Origin of the sequence: Aquibium microcysteis (assembly GCF_014495845.1) — a bacterium.
GTDB classification, from domain to species: domain Bacteria; phylum Pseudomonadota; class Alphaproteobacteria; order Rhizobiales; family Rhizobiaceae; genus Aquibium; species Aquibium microcysteis.
Genome location: NZ_CP061080.1, coordinates 1,303,439 through 1,318,882 on the forward strand (window position 1 = coordinate 1,303,439; position 15,444 = coordinate 1,318,882).

Genomic DNA, 15,444 nt, shown 5'->3' on the forward strand with positions numbered 1-15,444 from the left:
ATCACATTCAATACTGCCACGGACAGCCCGGACGACGAAATCGGTTCCTGTTCCGTTCGGCTTCTTGTCCCCGACATTTCATGTCATTGTGGTGACGATCCGCTGACCGGTCCGGCGCCATGAGGAGGCGTCGATCCGATCCACGGGCGAAACGGCTCTTCTTGCCCGACGCCCATGCGTCCGCTAAGCACGTCGCGGGGACGCGAAACACGAGGTTTGATGGGCGATGACGCCATCGCGACTTGCCGCGCTCAGCGCCTGTTTCCTTGCCGCGACGGCGCTCGGCGCCTGTTCCACGTCCGGCATCAGTGCCTCCGACATGCTGACGCTCGCGCCGGTCGAGACGCCGCAGCAGATGGCGGTCGCGGCCGAACAGCCCGAAGTCCCCGCCGACGAGCCGGCCCCGCCGGTATCGCTCGCCGCCGTCGGCTCCGATGCCGCCAGACTGGCCTCCGATGCGGCGAAGGCCGCGGTCGAGGCGGTGAAGGGCGTCGCCGAAGCGCCCGCACCGGCGCCGACGAAGGAAGCCGCGCCGGATCCCGCCGCCAACGCCTTCGTGGAACCCGCACCGGCCGCCGCCGCGGTGGAGGTCGCCTTCGCCCCGAAGAGCGCGCACCTGCCTGACGAACGGGCAAAGCTCGACCGCCTGATCTCGCATTATGCCGATGCCTACGACGTGCCCAAGGACCTCGTGCACCGCGTCGTCCGGCGCGAGAGCAACTATCGCCCCACCGCCTACAACAGCGGAAACTGGGGCCTGATGCAGATCCGCCATGCGACCGCCAGAGGCCTCGGCTACGACGGCAAGGCGGAGGGACTGCTGGATCCCGAAACCAACCTCCGCTACGCCGTCCGCTACCTGCGCGGGGCCTACATCGTCGCCGGCGGCGACAAGGATCACGCCATCCGCCTCTATCAGCGCGGCTACTACTACGACGCCAAGCGCGCCGGCCTGCTCGACGAGACCGGCCTCGGCCGCGACCGGGTCCGCCGCCGCCAGCCCGGCTGACGCGGACCGTCGGGCCGTCAGGTCAGCTTTCTGATTTCCGAATGGCTCTTGAGGACGCGCGCGCCGTCCTCCTGCTCGATCATGTAGGCGGGTTCGTCGGCCGAAGCGTGCCGCTTCACCTCCGTTCCCTTGATGGTGCGCGAAACGTCGTGCTCGAAGACGCGGGCGATCCGGCCTTTGGCGGTGTGGGCGCCCCAGCGCCAGGAAACGCGCGTCCCTTCGTCGTATCGGTCCATGATGGCTCCTGCCGGTTTCCAGCAGTAAGCCTCCGGACGCTGGAACGTTCCGTTGCCGGCAGCAGCCTCAGGCGTCGTCGTCGTGCAGGATGCGTTCGGCCGCACCGTCCATGTCGTCATACTGGCCGCTCCGGATGCTCCAGAGAAACCCCGCGAGGCCGAGACCGCCGAGGAACAGCGCGATCGGGATGAGGTAGACGAGCCCGGTCATGCGGTCCTCGCGGACAGCGGCGTGGCGGCGGGGAGGGCGGGCCGCAGGGAGAAGCCCGTCGAGCCCGCGTTGAGGCGCATGGCGTTGGCGATGACCAGGATCGACGAAGCGGACATGGCGATCGCCGCCACCAGCGGCGTGACGTGGCCGAGGATGGCGATCGGCACCGCGATCGCGTTGTAGACGACCGCGAGCCACAGGTTCTGCCGGATCAGCACGCCCGCCCGCCGCGACATCGTCAGCGCATGCGGGACCGAGCCGAGGCTGTCGCGCAGGAACACGAAATCGGCGGCGTTCCGGCCGACGTCGGCGGCCGTCGACGGCGCCATCGACACGTGTGCGGCCGCCAGCGCGGCCGTATCGTTCAGGCCATCGCCCACCATCAGCACCTTGTGCCCCTCGGCGGCCAGTTCGGCCAGCCGCTCGGCCTTCTGCGCAGGCATCATGCGGGCATGGAAGGTGTCGATGCCGAGACGTGCGGCGAGGCCGGCGACCGGTCCCTCGGCGTCGCCCGACAGGATCTCCATGCCGCAACCGGCCGCCGCCAGATCGTCCACCGCCTGCTGGGCGTCCGGCCGTGTCTGGTCGTCGAAGCGGAACGAGGCGAGCGCCCGCCCGCCGAAGGCGAGGATCGTCGGGCCTGCGGGATCGCCGTCGACGGCGCCGTCCAGCGCCCAGGCGGCGCGTCCGAGCCGCCACGTCCCGGTGGCGTCGCTGGCTTCCACGCCGCAGCCCGGAACCTCCGCGATCCTGTCGAAGGCCGGGGTCGAGGCGGGCAGCCCGGCCGCGGCCGAAACGATCGCCTTCGACAGCGGATGCCGCGAATGCGCGGCGATCGCGGCCGCGATCGCCAGCGTCGCCGGCTGGATCTCGGCCCGGTTCGCAAGGCGCGCGCGGCCCATCGTCAGCGTCCCGGTCTTGTCGAAGGCCACGCGGTCGATCTCGGCCAGCCGCTCCATCGCGGATCCGTCCTTGACCATGATGCCGGCCTCGAACAGCCGCCGCGCAGCCACCACCTGCACGATCGGCACCGCCAGCCCGAGCGCGCAGGGGCAGGTGATGATCAGGACGGCGATGGCGATGGTCGTGGCGCGGTGCAGGTCGCCCGAAACCGCCAGCCAGCCGGCGAAGGCGACCAGTGCCGTCAGGTGGACGACCGGGGAGTACATCGCCGACGCCCGGTCGGCGATGCGCCGATAGCGCGCGCGTCCGCCTTCGGCCACGCCCATCAGCCGGATCATCTCGGCGAGGAAGGAATCCTGCGCCCGCGCGGTCACCGTCATGACGAGCGGCCCGGTGAGGTTCAGCATGCCGGCGCGCAGCGGCTCACCCGCCCGGACCGGCTGCGGCGCGCTCTCGCCCGTCACCAGCGAGCAGTCGAGATCGGACACGCCGCTCTCGACGTCGCCGTCGACCGGGATGCGTTCGCCGGCCGCGACCTGCAGCCGCATGCCCGGCTCGATCTCGCCCACCGGCAGGTAGTCCCGGCTTCCGTCGCCGCGGATCACCATCGCTCCGCGCGGTGCCAGCCGCGCCAGGCCGGTGACGGCCGTCCGGGCTCTCTCGCGCATCGCGTGGTCGAGCGTGCGTCCGATCAGGAGGAAGAAGAGGAGCGACACGGCAGCGTCGAAATAGGCGTGGTGGCCGTGGTTGATCGTCTCGTAGAGGCTGAGTCCGTAGGCGAGCGTCACGCCGAGCGCGATCGGCACGTCCATGTTCATGGTGCCGTGCTTCAGCGCGTTCCAGGCCGAGCGGTAGAAGATGCCGCCGGCGAGCACGAGCGCCGGGATCGCGATCAGCGCCGATATCCAGTGGAACAGGTCGCGCGTGGCGTCCTCGGCGCCCGACCAGACGGAGACCGAGAGCAGCATGATGTTGGCCGCCGCGAAGCCGGCCACTGCGGTGGCACGCACGAGACGGGAGAACTCGCGGTCCTTGTCCTCGCCGAAGCCGTCGAAGAGGTGTGCGGCGTAGCCGAGCCGGTTCAGCGTCTCGACCAGCGGCGGCAGCGTGCCGTCGCGCCAGCGGATCGCGACGCGCTTGGCCGACAGGTTCACCCGCGCCGACTCCACCCCGTCGAGCCTTCCCAGTGCCGTCTCGATCGCATGGATGCAGGCGCCGCAGTGGACGCCGGGCACCGACAGGTCGGTCTGCCGCAGGCCCTGGCCGATCTCGCGGCTGGCCAGCATCACCTCTTCCGCCGACGGACCGGCGCTTTCGGCACGGTCGATCTCGCCGGCGGCCTCCGTCCCGGGCGCGCAGCAGCTCATTGCAGGACACCCCCGCGAACCGAAATGCGCTTCACCTCGCGATACGGCGCGTCGAGCCCGGCCGCAGCCGCGATCTCGACGATCCAGATCCCGTCCTTGAGATCGACGGCTCCGGAGACCGTGCCCCGGCCCGCCGGCTCCATCGGGATCGTCTCGTCGTGCCGGTCGTCGACCGGACGGCGGAAGAAGGCCTGCGAGGCGTCGAGCCGCACCGGGGCGCCGCCGGCGTCGGCGAGCGTGTAGCGGAAGGTGCCGTCCGCGTAGCCCATGGTCCCCGTCCATCCCAGGGCCGTCTGGGCGCGTGCGGCCCTGGCCTGCGCGTTGAAATGCTGGCTGGCGACGTAGGAGTTCTTGACGATGAGGCCGGACCAGCTGGTGTTGGCGAGCGTCGCCATGGTGACGTTCACGGCGATGATCACGCCGAAGAAGGCGAGCATCACCAGGAGCATGTGGCGTCCGGTGAACTCGCCGGACGAAGGAGAGGACTGCCGCATCATTTCGCCTCCGGTGCGTAGAAGTTCGCGGTGTAGGTGTCGGCCTCGAAGCTCGACTTGTCCTCGACCACGAAGCGGAAGGACTGGGCCGTGCCGTCGACATGGCCGGCCGGCTGGGTGACGAAGACCTTGAGGGTGCGCAGCCGGTCCGGCTCGACCGGGATCGCCATCGAGCGGCCTTCCGGCTGGTCGATCCCGGTGGCCGTCATCACCGCACCCGGCAGCCCGTCGATCGACACGAAGATGACGCGCGGCTCGGGGATCATGTTGAGCAGCTTGACCGTGTAGCCGTTGCGGATCGAGCCGTCCGAAAGCGTCACGAACTGCGGGTTGCGGTCGTGCAGCACGTTGACCTCCAGCCTGTCGCGCGACAGCAGCGCTGTCACGAGGCCGATGCCGATCAGCGCCCAGGCCCCGAAATAGACGAAGGTGCGGGGACGGAAGATCTTGCGCAGGTGAAAATGGGCGATGCCATCGCCGAGCCGCCCCGCCGCGTTGCGGACGAGCCTGGGATTGATCGGGGCGCTGCCGCCCGCAGTGGCGATGGCCATGTTGGCGTTGTAGTCGCTGAGCGTGGCGTAGGAGATCAGCCCGCGCTCCTTGCCGGTCTTGTCCATGACGGCGTCGCAGGCATCGATGCAGAGCGCGCAGGTGATGCATTCGAGCTGCTGGCCGTCGCGGATGTCGATGCCCATCGGGCAGACCGCCACGCAGGCGTTGCAGTCCACGCAGTCGCCGACCACCTCGCCGGCCGCGGCGGCCTTCTTGGAATGGCGCGACCGCGGCTCCCCGCGCCAGTCGTTGTAGGTCACGGTGAGCGAATGTTCGTCGAGCATCGCCGCCTGGATGCGCGGCCAGGGGCACATGTAGGTGCAGACCTGCTCGCGCATCAGCCCGCCGAACACGTAGGTGGTCGCGGTGAGGACCGCGACGGTCATGTAGGCGATCGGCGCGGCCTGCCCGGTCACGACGTCGACCAGCAGCGTCGGCGCGTCGGCGAAGTAGAAGATCCAGGCGCCGCCTGTCGCCACCGCGATGGCGATCCAGATCGCGTGCTTGGCCACGCGCTTGCCGATCTTGTCCAGCGAATAGGGCGCTGCGTCGAGCTTGATGCGGGCGTTGCGGTCGCCCTCGATCGCGCGTTCCACGACGAGGAAGAGATCGACCCACACGGTCTGGGGGCAGGTATAGCCGCACCAGGCGCGCCCGACCGTGGAGGTGATGAGGAAGAGGCCGATCCCCGCCATCACGAGCAGGCCGGCCACGTAGATGAATTCCTGCGGCCAGATCTCGATGAAGAAGAAGTAGAAGCGGCGGTTGGCGAGGTCGACCAGGACCGCCTGGTCGGGCGCATAGGGGCCACGGTCCCAGCGCAGCCAGGGCGTCACGTAATAGATGCCCAGCGTCACCAGCATGACCAGCCACTTGAAGCGGCGGAACGCGCCCGACGCCCGCTTGGGGAAGATCTTCTTGCGCGGCGCATAGAGCGGCTGGCGCACCTTCGCCGAATTGACGGCCTCGGCGTCGAGCCGTTCGATCGCCTCGGGCGAGGCGGGATTCTTCGCGATCACGTTCATCGGCGGGCACTCTGAGCTGGCCTGTTCGATCGGCTTCTCCCATGCGTTCCGGGACCGGGCCTTGATCGGTATCAAACGGGGGAGGGTGCGGATGTCGCTGGCGGATGGATCCCCGGTCTTTCGGCGGACCTTTACCCAGGGCCAGCATGAGTGCCATCGTGAAGCGATGGACGTCATGCTGCGCGCTGGCGTCTGCGTTTCCGGCCGGAGCCCGGAAGAGGTCGTCTCACGCTTCTGGAGGATATGAGGTGATCGCTCTGACCATCCGACTTCCCCACGACGCTGCGGAACGGCTGAAAGGCCTGGCGAAGCAGCGGGGTATGAGCGTGAACGAGCTGGTCGAACGCATGGCCTGCGAGGCGATCGCCTCGTTCGACACCGAGTCGCGGTTTCGTGCCCTGGCCGCCGCTGCCGACGTTCCTGCCGCGCTCGCCGTTCTCGACCGTCTGGATCGGGACGATCGCGGGCCGGATCGCGAATAGCGCCCGGTCCCGCAGTTGAAATCCACTGTCAGGCCCGGTGTCGGGCACATTCTGGCTCCCTGGCCGCAGATGAGCTATCCTGGCCGGTGAAGGAGACGTCCATGTGCGCGCGCCGGCTGGAGATCGAACTGAACGATGACCTTCTGTCGCGGGTCGACCGTGCCGCTGCACGGACCGGCCGGTCGCGCGGAAAGGTCGTCATCGATGCCCTCGAAGGTCACTTGCCGCGGGAGTCTTCGGCCGACGCCTCTGCCATCGAAAGGCGCCTCGCCGTCCTCGACGCGGTGGTGGAGCGAGCCGAGAAACTCGGACGGCAACGAAAGCAGGTCGACATCGACGCGGACCTGGCCGCCATCCGGGACGACCGCGGCCATGGGCAGTAGAGCCTACGTCGACAGCAACGTCATCATCTACATCATCGAGGGCGTGGCACCTCTGAAGACGCGTGCGGCTTCAGCGCTCGAGCGGTTGATTCGGGAAGGGCATGTGCTGGTGACGAGCGAACTGACGGTCGGTGAATGCCTTGCAGGCGCTCTGCGGCAGGATCGAAGGTTTGCTGAGACCTATCTCGATCTGTTTGACCGGACGGAACTGCTGGAGGTGGCGGACGTAACGCGCCCGCTCGTGCGGCGTGCCGCCGAAATCGGAGCAGATTTCAAGATGAAGCTGGTCGATGCTCTCCACGTCGCGACTGCGGAAGCGCTCCGGTGCGAGGTCCTGCTGACGAACGACCGGGGCATTCGCGCCCCGGCCGGTATCGAAGTGCGTCATTGTTCGGAGGAGCTCTACTCCCCGCCGCCCAGCGAGTGGACGTAGACGGCGAGTTCCTTGACCGTCGCGTCGCCGAGGCGGGCGGTCCAGCCGGGCATGACGCCATGCTTCGGCGCCCGGATCTGCTGCGCCACCTGCGCTTCGCTGCCGCCGTAGAGCCAGATCGCGTCGGCGAGGTTCGGCGCGCCGAGGTCGCGCATGCCCTTGGCATCGTCGCCATGGCAGGCCGCGCAGTTCTCCGCGAACACCGTCGCTCCGGCTTCGGCCAGCGCTGCGTCCGACGGCGTGCCCGTGAGCGACACGACGTAGGCGGCCGCCTGCCTGATCTGGTCCGGTTCCAGGATGTCCGCGAAGGCGGGCATCTCCGAGAAGCGGGTGTCGGGATCGGCAGCGAAGCGGATGCCGTGCGTGATGGTCTGGTGGATCGCCTCGATGTCGCCGCCCCACAGCCATTCGTCGTCGTTGAGGTTCGGATAGCCGGCCGAGCCCTCGGCACCGGAGCCGTGGCACTGGATGCAGTTCACCTTGAAGGCCGCAGCACCTGCCGCCGTGGCGAACTGGCGCAGATTGTCGTCGGCCATGATCGTGGCCAGGTCCTTGGACTGGATCGCCGCCACGTAGTCTCCCTTCGCCGCCTCGGCGGCGCCGAGTTCCGCCCGCACCTCGGCGCGGCTGGAATAGCCGAGCACGCCGGTGGTGGCGGAGGAGAGGAGCGGCCAGGCGGGGTAGAAGATCGTGTAGACCAGTGCCCAGGCGATGGTGGCGTAGAAGGTCCACACCCACCACCGCGGCAGCGGATTGTTGAGCTCCTTGATCCCGTCCCACTCGTGTCCGGTCGTCGCGACGCCGGAGACTTCGTCGATATGTTCCTTGCTCATGTCAGTCGTCCTTGAGTGGGATCTGGGCGGCCTCGTCGGCGAGCCTGCGGCTGCCCGGCCGGAAGGCGAAGAGCACGACGCCGACGAAGAACAGGGCGAGGAAGAGCAGCCCCCAGCTGTCGGCGAATTCACGCATCGTGTGATAGTCCATGGCGCCTCTCCTCAGCGGTAGCCGGCGGCTTCGTCGTAGGTCGAGAAATCGACCAGCGTGCCGAGCATCTGGAGATAGGCCACGAGCGCGTCCATTTCGGTCAGCGCGGCGGGATTGCCGTCGAAGTCGCCGACCTTCGCCTTGGGATAGCGCTCGAGGAGCGCGGACGTGTCTGCGTTGACGTCGGCCTGCGCCAGAAGGTCGGCGCGGGCGTTCGCGAGCATGTCCTCGGTATAGGGAACGCCCACGCTGACGTTGGCGGCCAGGTGCGTCTCGAACTCGTTCACGGCCAGCGGCGTGGCCTTCAGGAAGGCATAGCTGGGCATGATCGATTCCGGCACCACCGAGCGCGGCTCGGTCAGGTGCTGGACGTGCCATTCGTTGGAGTAGCGGTCACCGACGCGGGCGAGGTCCGGTCCCGTCCGCTTCGAGCCCCACTGGAAGGAGTGGTCGTACATGGATTCCGCCGCCAGGCTGTAGTGGCCGTAGCGTTCGACCTCGTCGCGGAACGGGCGGATCATCTGCGAATGGCAGACGTAGCAGCCTTCCCGGACGTAGATCTTGCGGCCGGCCAGTTCGAGCGGCGAGTAGGGCCGCATCCCGTCGACCTTCTCGATCACGTTCTCCAGGTAGAAGAGCGGCGCGATCTCCACGATGCCGCCGATGGTGACCACCAGGAAGGACCCTGCCAGCAGCAGGGTCGCGTTCCGCTCGAGGATCGCATGCTTGTCGAGCAATGCCATTGTCGCTTCTCCTTATTCGGCCGGCTGGGCAGCGGGAACGTAGCCGCCGATCGGCTCTTCCTCGCGCTGGTAGCCGCGGATGGTCATGTAGACGTTCCAGGCCATGACGATGGCTCCGGCGAGGTACATCAGGCCGCCGATGGCGCGGACGATGTAGTAGGGCTTCATCGCGGCGACGGACTCGGCGAAGGAGTAGACCAGGAAGCCCTGATCGTCGTATTCGCGCCACATCAGCCCCTGCTGGATGCCGGCGACCCACATCACGGCCGCGTAGACCACGATGCCGAGGGTGGCGAGCCAGAAGTGCCAGGTGACGAGCCGCAGCGAATAGAGCCGTTCGCGCTGCCACAGCTTCGGCACCATGTAGTAGATCGCGCCGAAGGAGATCATGCCGACCCAGCCGAGCGCGCCAGAGTGCACGTGGCCGATGGTCCATTCCGTGTAGTGGCTGAGCGAGTTGACCGCCTTGATCGACATCATCGGGCCTTCGAAGGTCGACATGCCGTAGAAGGCGATGGCCAGCACCATCATGCGGATGATGGGGTCGGTCCTGAGCTTGTCCCAGGCGCCCGAGAGCGTCATCAGGCCGTTGATCATGCCGCCCCAGGAGGGCATCCACAGCATGATGGAGAACACCATGCCCAGCGTCTGCGCCCAGTCGGGCAGGGCGGTGTAGTGCAGATGGTGCGGGCCGGCCCAGATGTAGAGGAAGATCAGCGCCCAGAAGTGGATGATCGACAGCCGGTAGGAGTAGACCGGACGCCCGGCCTGCTTCGGCACGAAGTAGTACATCATGCCGAGGAAGCCGGCGGTCAGGAAGAAGCCCACCGCGTTATGGCCGTACCACCACTGCGTCAGCGCGTCCTGCACGCCGGCGAAGGCCGAGTAGCTCTGCGAGCCGACGAAGGACACCGGCATCGCCAGGTTGTTGACCACGTGCAGCATCGCGATGGTCACGATGAAGGACAGGTAGAACCAGTTGGCGACGTAGATGTGGGGTTCCTTGCGCTTGATGATCGTGCCGAGGAAGACCAGCAGGTAGGCGACCCAGACGACCGTCAGCCAGAGATCGACATACCATTCGGGCTCGGCATATTCGCGGCTCTGCGTGATGCCGAGAAGGTAGCCCGTCGCGGCCATCACGATGAACAGCTGGTAGCCCCAGAAGACGAACCAGGCCAGGTTTCCCCCGAAGAGCCGGGCCCGGGACGTCCGCTGGACGACGTAGAAGGAGGTGGCGATCAGCGCATTGCCGCCGAAGGCGAAGATGACGGCGGAGGTGTGCAGCGGCCGCATGCGGCCGAAATTGAACCAGGGCTCGATGTTGAGATCGGGCCAGGCCAGTTGCAGCGCCACGACGACGCCGACGAGCAGGCCGACCACGCCCCAGAACATGGTCGCGATGGCGCCGTAGCGCACCACGTCGTCCATGTAGGCCGTGTCGCCGTCCCGGAAGGGAATGCTGGCAGCCGCCTTCGGCGCGAAGGTCGTGTTCCGCATCAGGATCGCGGCGCTGATGACCAGCACGGCGAACAACACCCACATATGTTGCTGAAAGGCGACGTCGGCCGCAAAGGCCGCGCCCAGCAACGCCAGGAAGGCAAAGACGCCTATCCCCACGATTTCCGCGCCGTATCTCATTTCGATCCCCGCTTGCGCTATTGACGGACATGCGACTCCTTCGAGCCGCTCCGCCTTCCGTTTCGCGCATTCGAGGGTCGAGGTGCCTTGATCCAGGTCAAGACCGACGGGCGGCTGCTCTGACAGGATCGCGCCATGCTTCAGACGCGAGACCGGACGTCACTCCGGGAGGAGAGGAGGCCTGCCATGGATGCATGCGAGGTTCCGCAGACCTGCCCGGTGTCGGGCGCGTGCGGGCGCGACGGACTGGTGCCCTGCGTCGAGATGACGAAGGCCCACCATTCGAAGCTGCGGCTTTGCGAGGCGCTCGAAGACATCGCCGACCGGCTTCCGGGCGACGTCGACCGGTTCCGCTGCCTCGAGATCGCCAGCGCGCTGGTGCCGCTCCTCAGGCGCTGCCACGACTACGAGGAGGAGGTGGTCTATCCGGCCTTCGAGGCCGCCCATGCCCGCGCGGCCGGATCCCTCGCCACCGTCAGCCGGCTCAGGGCCGAGCACGTGGAGGACGAGTGCGCCGCGCAGGATCTCTCGGAGGTGCTGCTGTCGATCGGGCACGGCGAGGCGGTACGCAACCCCGAAGCGGTCGGCTTCATGCTGCGGGCCTTCTTCGAGGCCGTCCGTCGCCACGTCGCCTTCGAGCGCGACCACGTCCTGCCGGCCATCGGCGTTCTCACGGACGAGTGGCCCGCAGACGTGAGAACGGGCGCCCGAAGGCGCCCGTAGCAATCCACGCGTGGCGGGTCCCGGTCACGTCGCCGGCTTGACCGACACGACCACGGGCGCGTCGCCGTTCATCACCGGGGTGTCGACGTCGGTGCTGCCGGGACCGAAATCATAGGTCTGATTGTCGTTGGTCTCGTAGTGCAGCATGAGCGTCAGGTTGCTCGCCGGGTCCAGCGGTCCATCGGCCTCGATGCTGATGTTGCCGGTGCGCCCCTGGGGCAGCGCGATGTGGCCGAGTGATGCCGGCGGCGCGCCGGCGCCGTCGTTGTGGATGACGAGATAGCCGGGACGGTCGATCTCGGCCGTCACGTTGGTGATCCGGTTGCCTTCGATCATGGCGTCGACCGCATCGATCAGCGGGCCGGTCTGGGCCGAGGAGTTCGCATTGTTCTGGGCGTGCGCGGCGCCTGCGATGCCGATCAGTGCGGTGGCGGCGAGAATGTGAATCTTCATGGATGTTTCTCCCTTTCATGTGGTTAGCCGCATGGCTGGGAGGACAACGGTGCCCGCGGCAGGGCGATCCGACACGTTGTCGTGACGGGACGGGGGTGATCCATCTCGAAATGGTCAGATTCCGGATCGCGCCTCGAGCCGCGCGAGATTGCCGACTGTGACGTGCCGGTTGTGCTCGATCGCGATCACCCCGTCGGTGCGCAGGCGCGTCAGCTGCCTGCTCACCGTCTCGATCGTGAGGCCGAGGAAGTCGGCGATGTCGGCGCGCGTCAGCGGCAGGTCGAAGCTCACCGTCCGGCCGGACGCGCGTCCGGGGTCGATGTTGCGGGCGATCAGCAAAAGGAAGCTCGCCACCTTTTCCGCCGCCGTCTTGCGGCCGAGCGTGACCATCCAGTCGCGCGCCTCGTCGAGTTCCTTCAGCGTCTGGGTCAGGATTCGGTGCTCGAGCTGCGGGCTCTCCCGCAGCATCCGCTCGATCGTCGCGCGCGGGAAGGAGCAGAGCGAGACCTCGGTGGCGGCCTCCGCATTGGCCGCGCTCTCCGTCCTGAACGGCCGCCCGAGGAAGTCCGGCGCGAACTGCAGCCCGACGATCTGCTGGCGTCCGTCGGACAGGGTCTTGGTCAGCTTCACCACGCCCGACAGGATGTTGGAGTAATGGTCGACCGCCTCCGCGTCGCCCACCAGCTCGGCGCCCGGCTGAACCCGCTGCTTGGAGGAGGTCTTCGACAGCGCAAGCAGCTGCTCGGGCTCCAGCGCGCCGCAGACGCCGCGATGCCGCGCCTCGCAGGCGGCGCAGAGCGCGGGGATGCCGCTGGTGTGGATGTCCTGCCTGTCCGTCATGTCCCCGCCCGATCCGCGGTCTCCATAGCGGAGATCGCCGGCCCAATCTCGCGCCAGATTGTCTCATCCGCAACCGTCTTGACCGAAATCAAGGCCTGCGGGATCGCCCACTGCCAGTCTTCTTCGACGCATCGGGTGGGAGCCGCACATGGAAGACCGCAAGACCGTCCGCCTCGACGAGGCGGTACCGCGCTACACGAGCTATCCGACGGCGCCGCATTTCCATGCCGGCGTGACGGGCGCGACCGTGCGGAGCTGGATCGATGCCATCCCGGATGGCGATCGCCTGTCTCTCTATCTCCACGTGCCGTTCTGCGACCGGCTGTGCTGGTTCTGCGCCTGCCACACCAAGCAGACCCGCCAGTACGATCCGGTGGCGGCCTATGTCGGATCGCTCTGCCGCGAGATCGAGACCGTCGGCGCGCTCGTCTCGGCCCGGGCGAGCGTCAGCGCGATCCACTTCGGCGGCGGCTCGCCGACGATGCTCTCTCCGGCCGACATGCACCGGCTGGGCGATGCGCTGCGCGGCAGTTTCAACCTCGCGCCCGATGCCGAGATCAGTGTCGAGATCGATCCCAACGACATGACGGACGACCGCCTCGACGCGCTCGCCGCCATCGGCATGACGCGGGCGAGCCTCGGCGTGCAGGATTTCGATCCGAAGGTGCAGGCGGCAATCAACCGGGAGCAGAGCTTCGAGAGCACCCGCGGCGTGGTGGAGGGGCTGCGCGCGCGCGGCGTCGGCTCCGTCAACCTCGATCTGCTCTACGGCCTGCCGCACCAGACCTGCGACACGCTCGCCGCAACGGTACGACAAGCGCTCGGCCTGTCGCCGGACCGCATCGCGCTGTTCGGCTATGCGCATGTGCCCTGGTTCAAGAAGCACCAGACGATGATCCCCGAAGAGGCGCTGCCCGGCGCGCAGGATCGCTACGCGCAGGCTCTGATGGCCGCCGCGTTGATCGAGGCTGCGGGAAATGAGCGCATCGGCCTCGACCATTTCGCCCGACCGGACGACGCCATGGCGGTCGCCGCGCGCGACGGACGCCTCCGGCGCAACTTCCAGGGCTACACCGAGGATGCCTGCGAGACGCTCATCGGCCTCGGTGCATCCTCGATCAGCCGCTTCCGCCAGGGACATGCGCAGAACCAGCCGGCGACCGGCGTCTACCACCGCATGGTCGACGACGGCGGGCTCGCCACCGTCCGCGGCGTGGCCTTCACCGCAGACGACCATGCCCGCGGCTGGGTGATCGAAAATCTGATGTGCAACTTCGCCTTCGATGCACGGGAGGCGAGGCAGCGTTTCGGCGCGCTCGCGGCTCCGCTGGTGGCCATCGCCGCCGGACTGGCCCAGGCTAGACCCGATCCCGTCCTGCGGCGGGAGGACGACCTGTTCGTCGTTCCGGAGGATCACCGCCCGCTGGTGCGCACCATCGCCGCGCGCTTCGACGCCTATCTCGAAACCGGACAGGCCCGGCACTCGGCTGCCGTCTGAGGAGGACTGCACCGGCGTTGACAGGTCTCGCGGGGAGCGTGCAAGACGGCCCGCGAACGGGAACCGAGATGCCGCAGACGCGCCTGACGATCGATACCCACGGCCCGGGGCTCACCGAATTCACCGGCCGCGCTGGCGAATTCGTGCGCGGTTGCGGCACGGACGAGGGGCTTCTGACCGTCTTCGTGCGCCACACCTCCTGCTCGCTGCTGATCCAGGAGAACGCGGACCCCGACGTGCGCCGCGACCTCGACGCCTTCTTCGCGCGGCTCGTGCCGCCCGCCGATCAGCCCGGGATGGACTGGATCGTCCATACGACCGAAGGTCCCGACGACATGCCCGCGCACATCAAGTCGGCACTGACGGCCACGTCGCTGTCGGTGCCGGTGGCGGGCGGTCGGATGCTGCTCGGCACGTGGCAGGGCCTCTATCTCTTCGAGCACCGCCGGCGCCCGCACCGGCGCGAGATCGTGCTGCACCTTTCGCCATGACCGCAACCGTCACCATCCGAAGGGCCGAGCCGCGCGACCGCGACGAACTGTGCCGGCAGGTGAGGGCGCTCGCGACCCATCACGGCTACGATCCGGGCTCGATCACGCCGCAGAACGTGGCCGCGCACTTTCTCGCCCCGGGTCTGCCGATGGTCGTGCTCGTGGCCTCGTCGCCGGACGGCGCTGTGGCCGGCTATGCGGCGGCCTCTCCCACGCACGAATCGGGGTACGCGTCCCAGGGTTTCTACCTCAGCGACCTGCATGTCGACGCCGGCCGCCGCCGCGCCGGGCTCGGCCGGGCGCTGCTCGCCGCCATGGCGGCCGAGACCCGGCGGGCCGGGCGGCAGCATCTGTGGTGGGGCGTGGACGGCGCCAACGAGAGGGCGGAGAAATGGTACCGCACCATCGCCAACGTGCGCGTCCCCTCCACGGTCTTCGCCCTGACGCTCGCCCCCTTCGAGGCGCTCGCAGACGAGGGCGAACGACACCTCGGCCCGCAGGGCTGAGCGGCCGCAGGCAACCAGCGGCGATTCGGGACTGGCCGAGGCGTCGGCAGGCGGCTAGGTTGCGTACGGAATGACGGCGCGACGGCGGCCGCCGGACCTTGGAGACGAGACGATGTCCTTCCTGAAAAAACTCTTCGGCCTCGGTGGCGGCGACGACCCGGGCGGCGCGGAGCCGCAGTCGTCCGAGGCACAGGAATACCAGGGCTTCACCATCCGCGCGACGCCGTTCAAGTCCGACGGCCAGTACCAGACCTGCGCCGTCATCACGAAGGAGGTCGGCGGCGCCATGAAGGAGCACCGGCTGATCCGCGCGGACCGTTTCGCCGCTCTCGACACGGCCGTCGAGATCTCGTTCCGCAAGGCGCGCCAGATGATCGACGAGCAGGGCGACCGCCTCTTCGGCTGATCGCGCGCGGCCCGGCCGCCGGCTTGTCGGTTGGTTCGCAACGGTTTTTTCGGCACACGGTTGA

20 protein-coding genes are annotated in these 15,444 nt (G+C 68.1%); 9 read left to right on the plus strand and 11 right to left on the minus strand.

The window, feature by feature from the left end; all coding sequences use genetic code 11:
* The first annotated feature begins 226 nt into the window (after positions 1-226).
* On the plus strand, positions 227-1,009 hold the full coding sequence (locus IAI54_RS29245) for a transglycosylase SLT domain-containing protein (RefSeq protein WP_187971475.1): 783 nt from the start codon (positions 227-229) through the stop codon (positions 1,007-1,009).
* Positions 1,010-1,026: 17 nt separating this feature from the next.
* On the opposite strand, the gene IAI54_RS05945 is transcribed toward IAI54_RS29245, so the two are convergent.
* The 5 genes from IAI54_RS05945 to ccoG all read right to left on the minus strand — a co-directional run bounded on the left by IAI54_RS05945 (position 1,027) and on the right by ccoG (position 5,797).
* Positions 1,027-1,245, minus strand: coding sequence for a hypervirulence associated TUDOR domain-containing protein (locus tag IAI54_RS05945; RefSeq protein ID WP_187971476.1), 219 nt, complete (start codon positions 1,243-1,245; stop codon positions 1,027-1,029).
* Between the two features lie 67 nt (positions 1,246-1,312).
* Positions 1,313-1,456: a cbb3-type cytochrome oxidase assembly protein CcoS gene (ccoS, locus tag IAI54_RS05950; RefSeq protein WP_187971477.1), complete on the minus strand. Its 144-nt coding sequence runs from the start codon at positions 1,454-1,456 to the stop codon at positions 1,313-1,315.
* Positions 1,453-3,726: a cation-translocating P-type ATPase gene (locus IAI54_RS05955; protein ID WP_187971478.1), complete on the minus strand. Its 2,274-nt coding sequence runs from the start codon at positions 3,724-3,726 to the stop codon at positions 1,453-1,455. The genes ccoS and IAI54_RS05955 overlap by 4 nt, the downstream gene beginning before the upstream one ends.
* The gene (locus IAI54_RS05960; protein ID WP_338021491.1) at positions 3,723-4,223 is read right to left on the minus strand and encodes a FixH family protein; all 501 of its coding nucleotides are present in this window, start codon (positions 4,221-4,223) and stop codon (positions 3,723-3,725) included. The genes IAI54_RS05955 and IAI54_RS05960 overlap by 4 nt, the downstream gene beginning before the upstream one ends.
* Positions 4,220-5,797 carry a cytochrome c oxidase accessory protein CcoG gene (gene ccoG / locus IAI54_RS05965; RefSeq protein WP_187971479.1) on the minus strand — a complete coding sequence of 526 codons (1,578 nt, stop codon included), beginning with the start codon at positions 5,795-5,797 and terminating at the stop codon, positions 4,220-4,222. Before ccoG ends, IAI54_RS05960 begins: the two co-directional genes overlap by 4 nt.
* A gap of 248 nt (positions 5,798-6,045) precedes the next feature.
* On the opposite strand from ccoG, the gene IAI54_RS05970 reads away from it, so the two are divergent.
* From IAI54_RS05970 to IAI54_RS05980, 3 genes are all read left to right on the plus strand, one after another.
* Positions 6,046-6,279: a ribbon-helix-helix protein, CopG family gene (locus IAI54_RS05970; protein WP_187971480.1), complete on the plus strand. Its 234-nt coding sequence runs from the start codon at positions 6,046-6,048 to the stop codon at positions 6,277-6,279.
* A gap of 101 nt (positions 6,280-6,380) precedes the next feature.
* Entirely contained in the window at positions 6,381-6,662 is a 282-nt protein-coding gene (locus IAI54_RS05975; RefSeq protein WP_187971481.1) for a ribbon-helix-helix protein, CopG family, read from the plus strand.
* Positions 6,652-7,095 (plus strand): type II toxin-antitoxin system VapC family toxin, encoded by a 444-nt coding sequence (locus IAI54_RS05980; protein WP_187971482.1) that lies wholly within the window; start codon positions 6,652-6,654, stop codon positions 7,093-7,095. The genes IAI54_RS05975 and IAI54_RS05980 overlap by 11 nt, the downstream gene beginning before the upstream one ends.
* Here IAI54_RS05980 and ccoP read toward each other — a convergent pair.
* From ccoP to ccoN, 4 genes are read right to left on the minus strand one after another with little or no spacing between them, the layout of a single operon-like run.
* Positions 7,065-7,928: a cytochrome-c oxidase, cbb3-type subunit III gene (gene ccoP, locus IAI54_RS05985; protein ID WP_187971483.1), complete on the minus strand. Its 864-nt coding sequence runs from the start codon at positions 7,926-7,928 to the stop codon at positions 7,065-7,067. The two genes, IAI54_RS05980 and ccoP, sit on opposite strands and share 31 nt — an antisense overlap.
* Before the next feature lies 1 nt (position 7,929).
* Complete coding sequence (locus tag IAI54_RS05990) at positions 7,930-8,079, minus strand: cbb3-type cytochrome c oxidase subunit 3 (protein WP_187971484.1); 150 nt, start codon at positions 8,077-8,079, stop codon at positions 7,930-7,932.
* Positions 8,080-8,090: 11 nt separating this feature from the next.
* Complete coding sequence (gene ccoO, locus IAI54_RS05995) at positions 8,091-8,822, minus strand: cytochrome-c oxidase, cbb3-type subunit II (protein WP_187971485.1); 732 nt, start codon at positions 8,820-8,822, stop codon at positions 8,091-8,093.
* 12 nt (positions 8,823-8,834) lie between these two features.
* A complete protein-coding gene (gene ccoN, locus IAI54_RS06000; protein ID WP_187971486.1) occupies positions 8,835-10,463 on the minus strand; it encodes a cytochrome-c oxidase, cbb3-type subunit I in 1,629 nt (542 codons plus the stop codon).
* A gap of 186 nt (positions 10,464-10,649) precedes the next feature.
* On the opposite strand from ccoN, the gene IAI54_RS06005 reads away from it, so the two are divergent.
* Positions 10,650-11,186 (plus strand): hemerythrin domain-containing protein, encoded by a 537-nt coding sequence (locus IAI54_RS06005; protein ID WP_235679271.1) that lies wholly within the window; start codon positions 10,650-10,652, stop codon positions 11,184-11,186.
* Between the two features lie 24 nt (positions 11,187-11,210).
* Here the strand turns inward: IAI54_RS06005 and IAI54_RS06010 are convergent, their stop codons facing one another.
* Together IAI54_RS06010 and IAI54_RS06015 are read right to left on the minus strand one after the other, a co-directional pair.
* Positions 11,211-11,639 (minus strand): DUF7282 domain-containing protein, encoded by a 429-nt coding sequence (locus tag IAI54_RS06010; RefSeq protein ID WP_187971487.1) that lies wholly within the window; start codon positions 11,637-11,639, stop codon positions 11,211-11,213.
* Between the two features lie 114 nt (positions 11,640-11,753).
* The gene (locus IAI54_RS06015; protein WP_187971488.1) at positions 11,754-12,479 is read right to left on the minus strand and encodes a Crp/Fnr family transcriptional regulator; all 726 of its coding nucleotides are present in this window, start codon (positions 12,477-12,479) and stop codon (positions 11,754-11,756) included.
* 148 nt (positions 12,480-12,627) lie between these two features.
* On the opposite strand from IAI54_RS06015, the gene hemN reads away from it, so the two are divergent.
* The 4 genes from hemN to IAI54_RS06035 all read left to right on the plus strand — a co-directional run bounded on the left by hemN (position 12,628) and on the right by IAI54_RS06035 (position 15,380).
* Positions 12,628-13,977, plus strand: coding sequence for an oxygen-independent coproporphyrinogen III oxidase (gene hemN / locus IAI54_RS06020; RefSeq protein WP_187971489.1), 1,350 nt, complete (start codon positions 12,628-12,630; stop codon positions 13,975-13,977).
* Positions 13,978-14,045: 68 nt separating this feature from the next.
* Entirely contained in the window at positions 14,046-14,468 is a 423-nt protein-coding gene (locus IAI54_RS06025) for a secondary thiamine-phosphate synthase enzyme YjbQ (protein ID WP_187971490.1), read from the plus strand.
* Positions 14,465-14,974: a GNAT family N-acetyltransferase gene (locus tag IAI54_RS06030; protein ID WP_187971491.1), complete on the plus strand. Its 510-nt coding sequence runs from the start codon at positions 14,465-14,467 to the stop codon at positions 14,972-14,974. The genes IAI54_RS06025 and IAI54_RS06030 overlap by 4 nt, the downstream gene beginning before the upstream one ends.
* A 112-nt stretch (positions 14,975-15,086) precedes the next feature.
* Positions 15,087-15,380: an HlyU family transcriptional regulator gene (locus IAI54_RS06035; protein ID WP_187971492.1), complete on the plus strand. Its 294-nt coding sequence runs from the start codon at positions 15,087-15,089 to the stop codon at positions 15,378-15,380.
* The last annotated feature ends 64 nt before the right edge of the window (positions 15,381-15,444 follow it).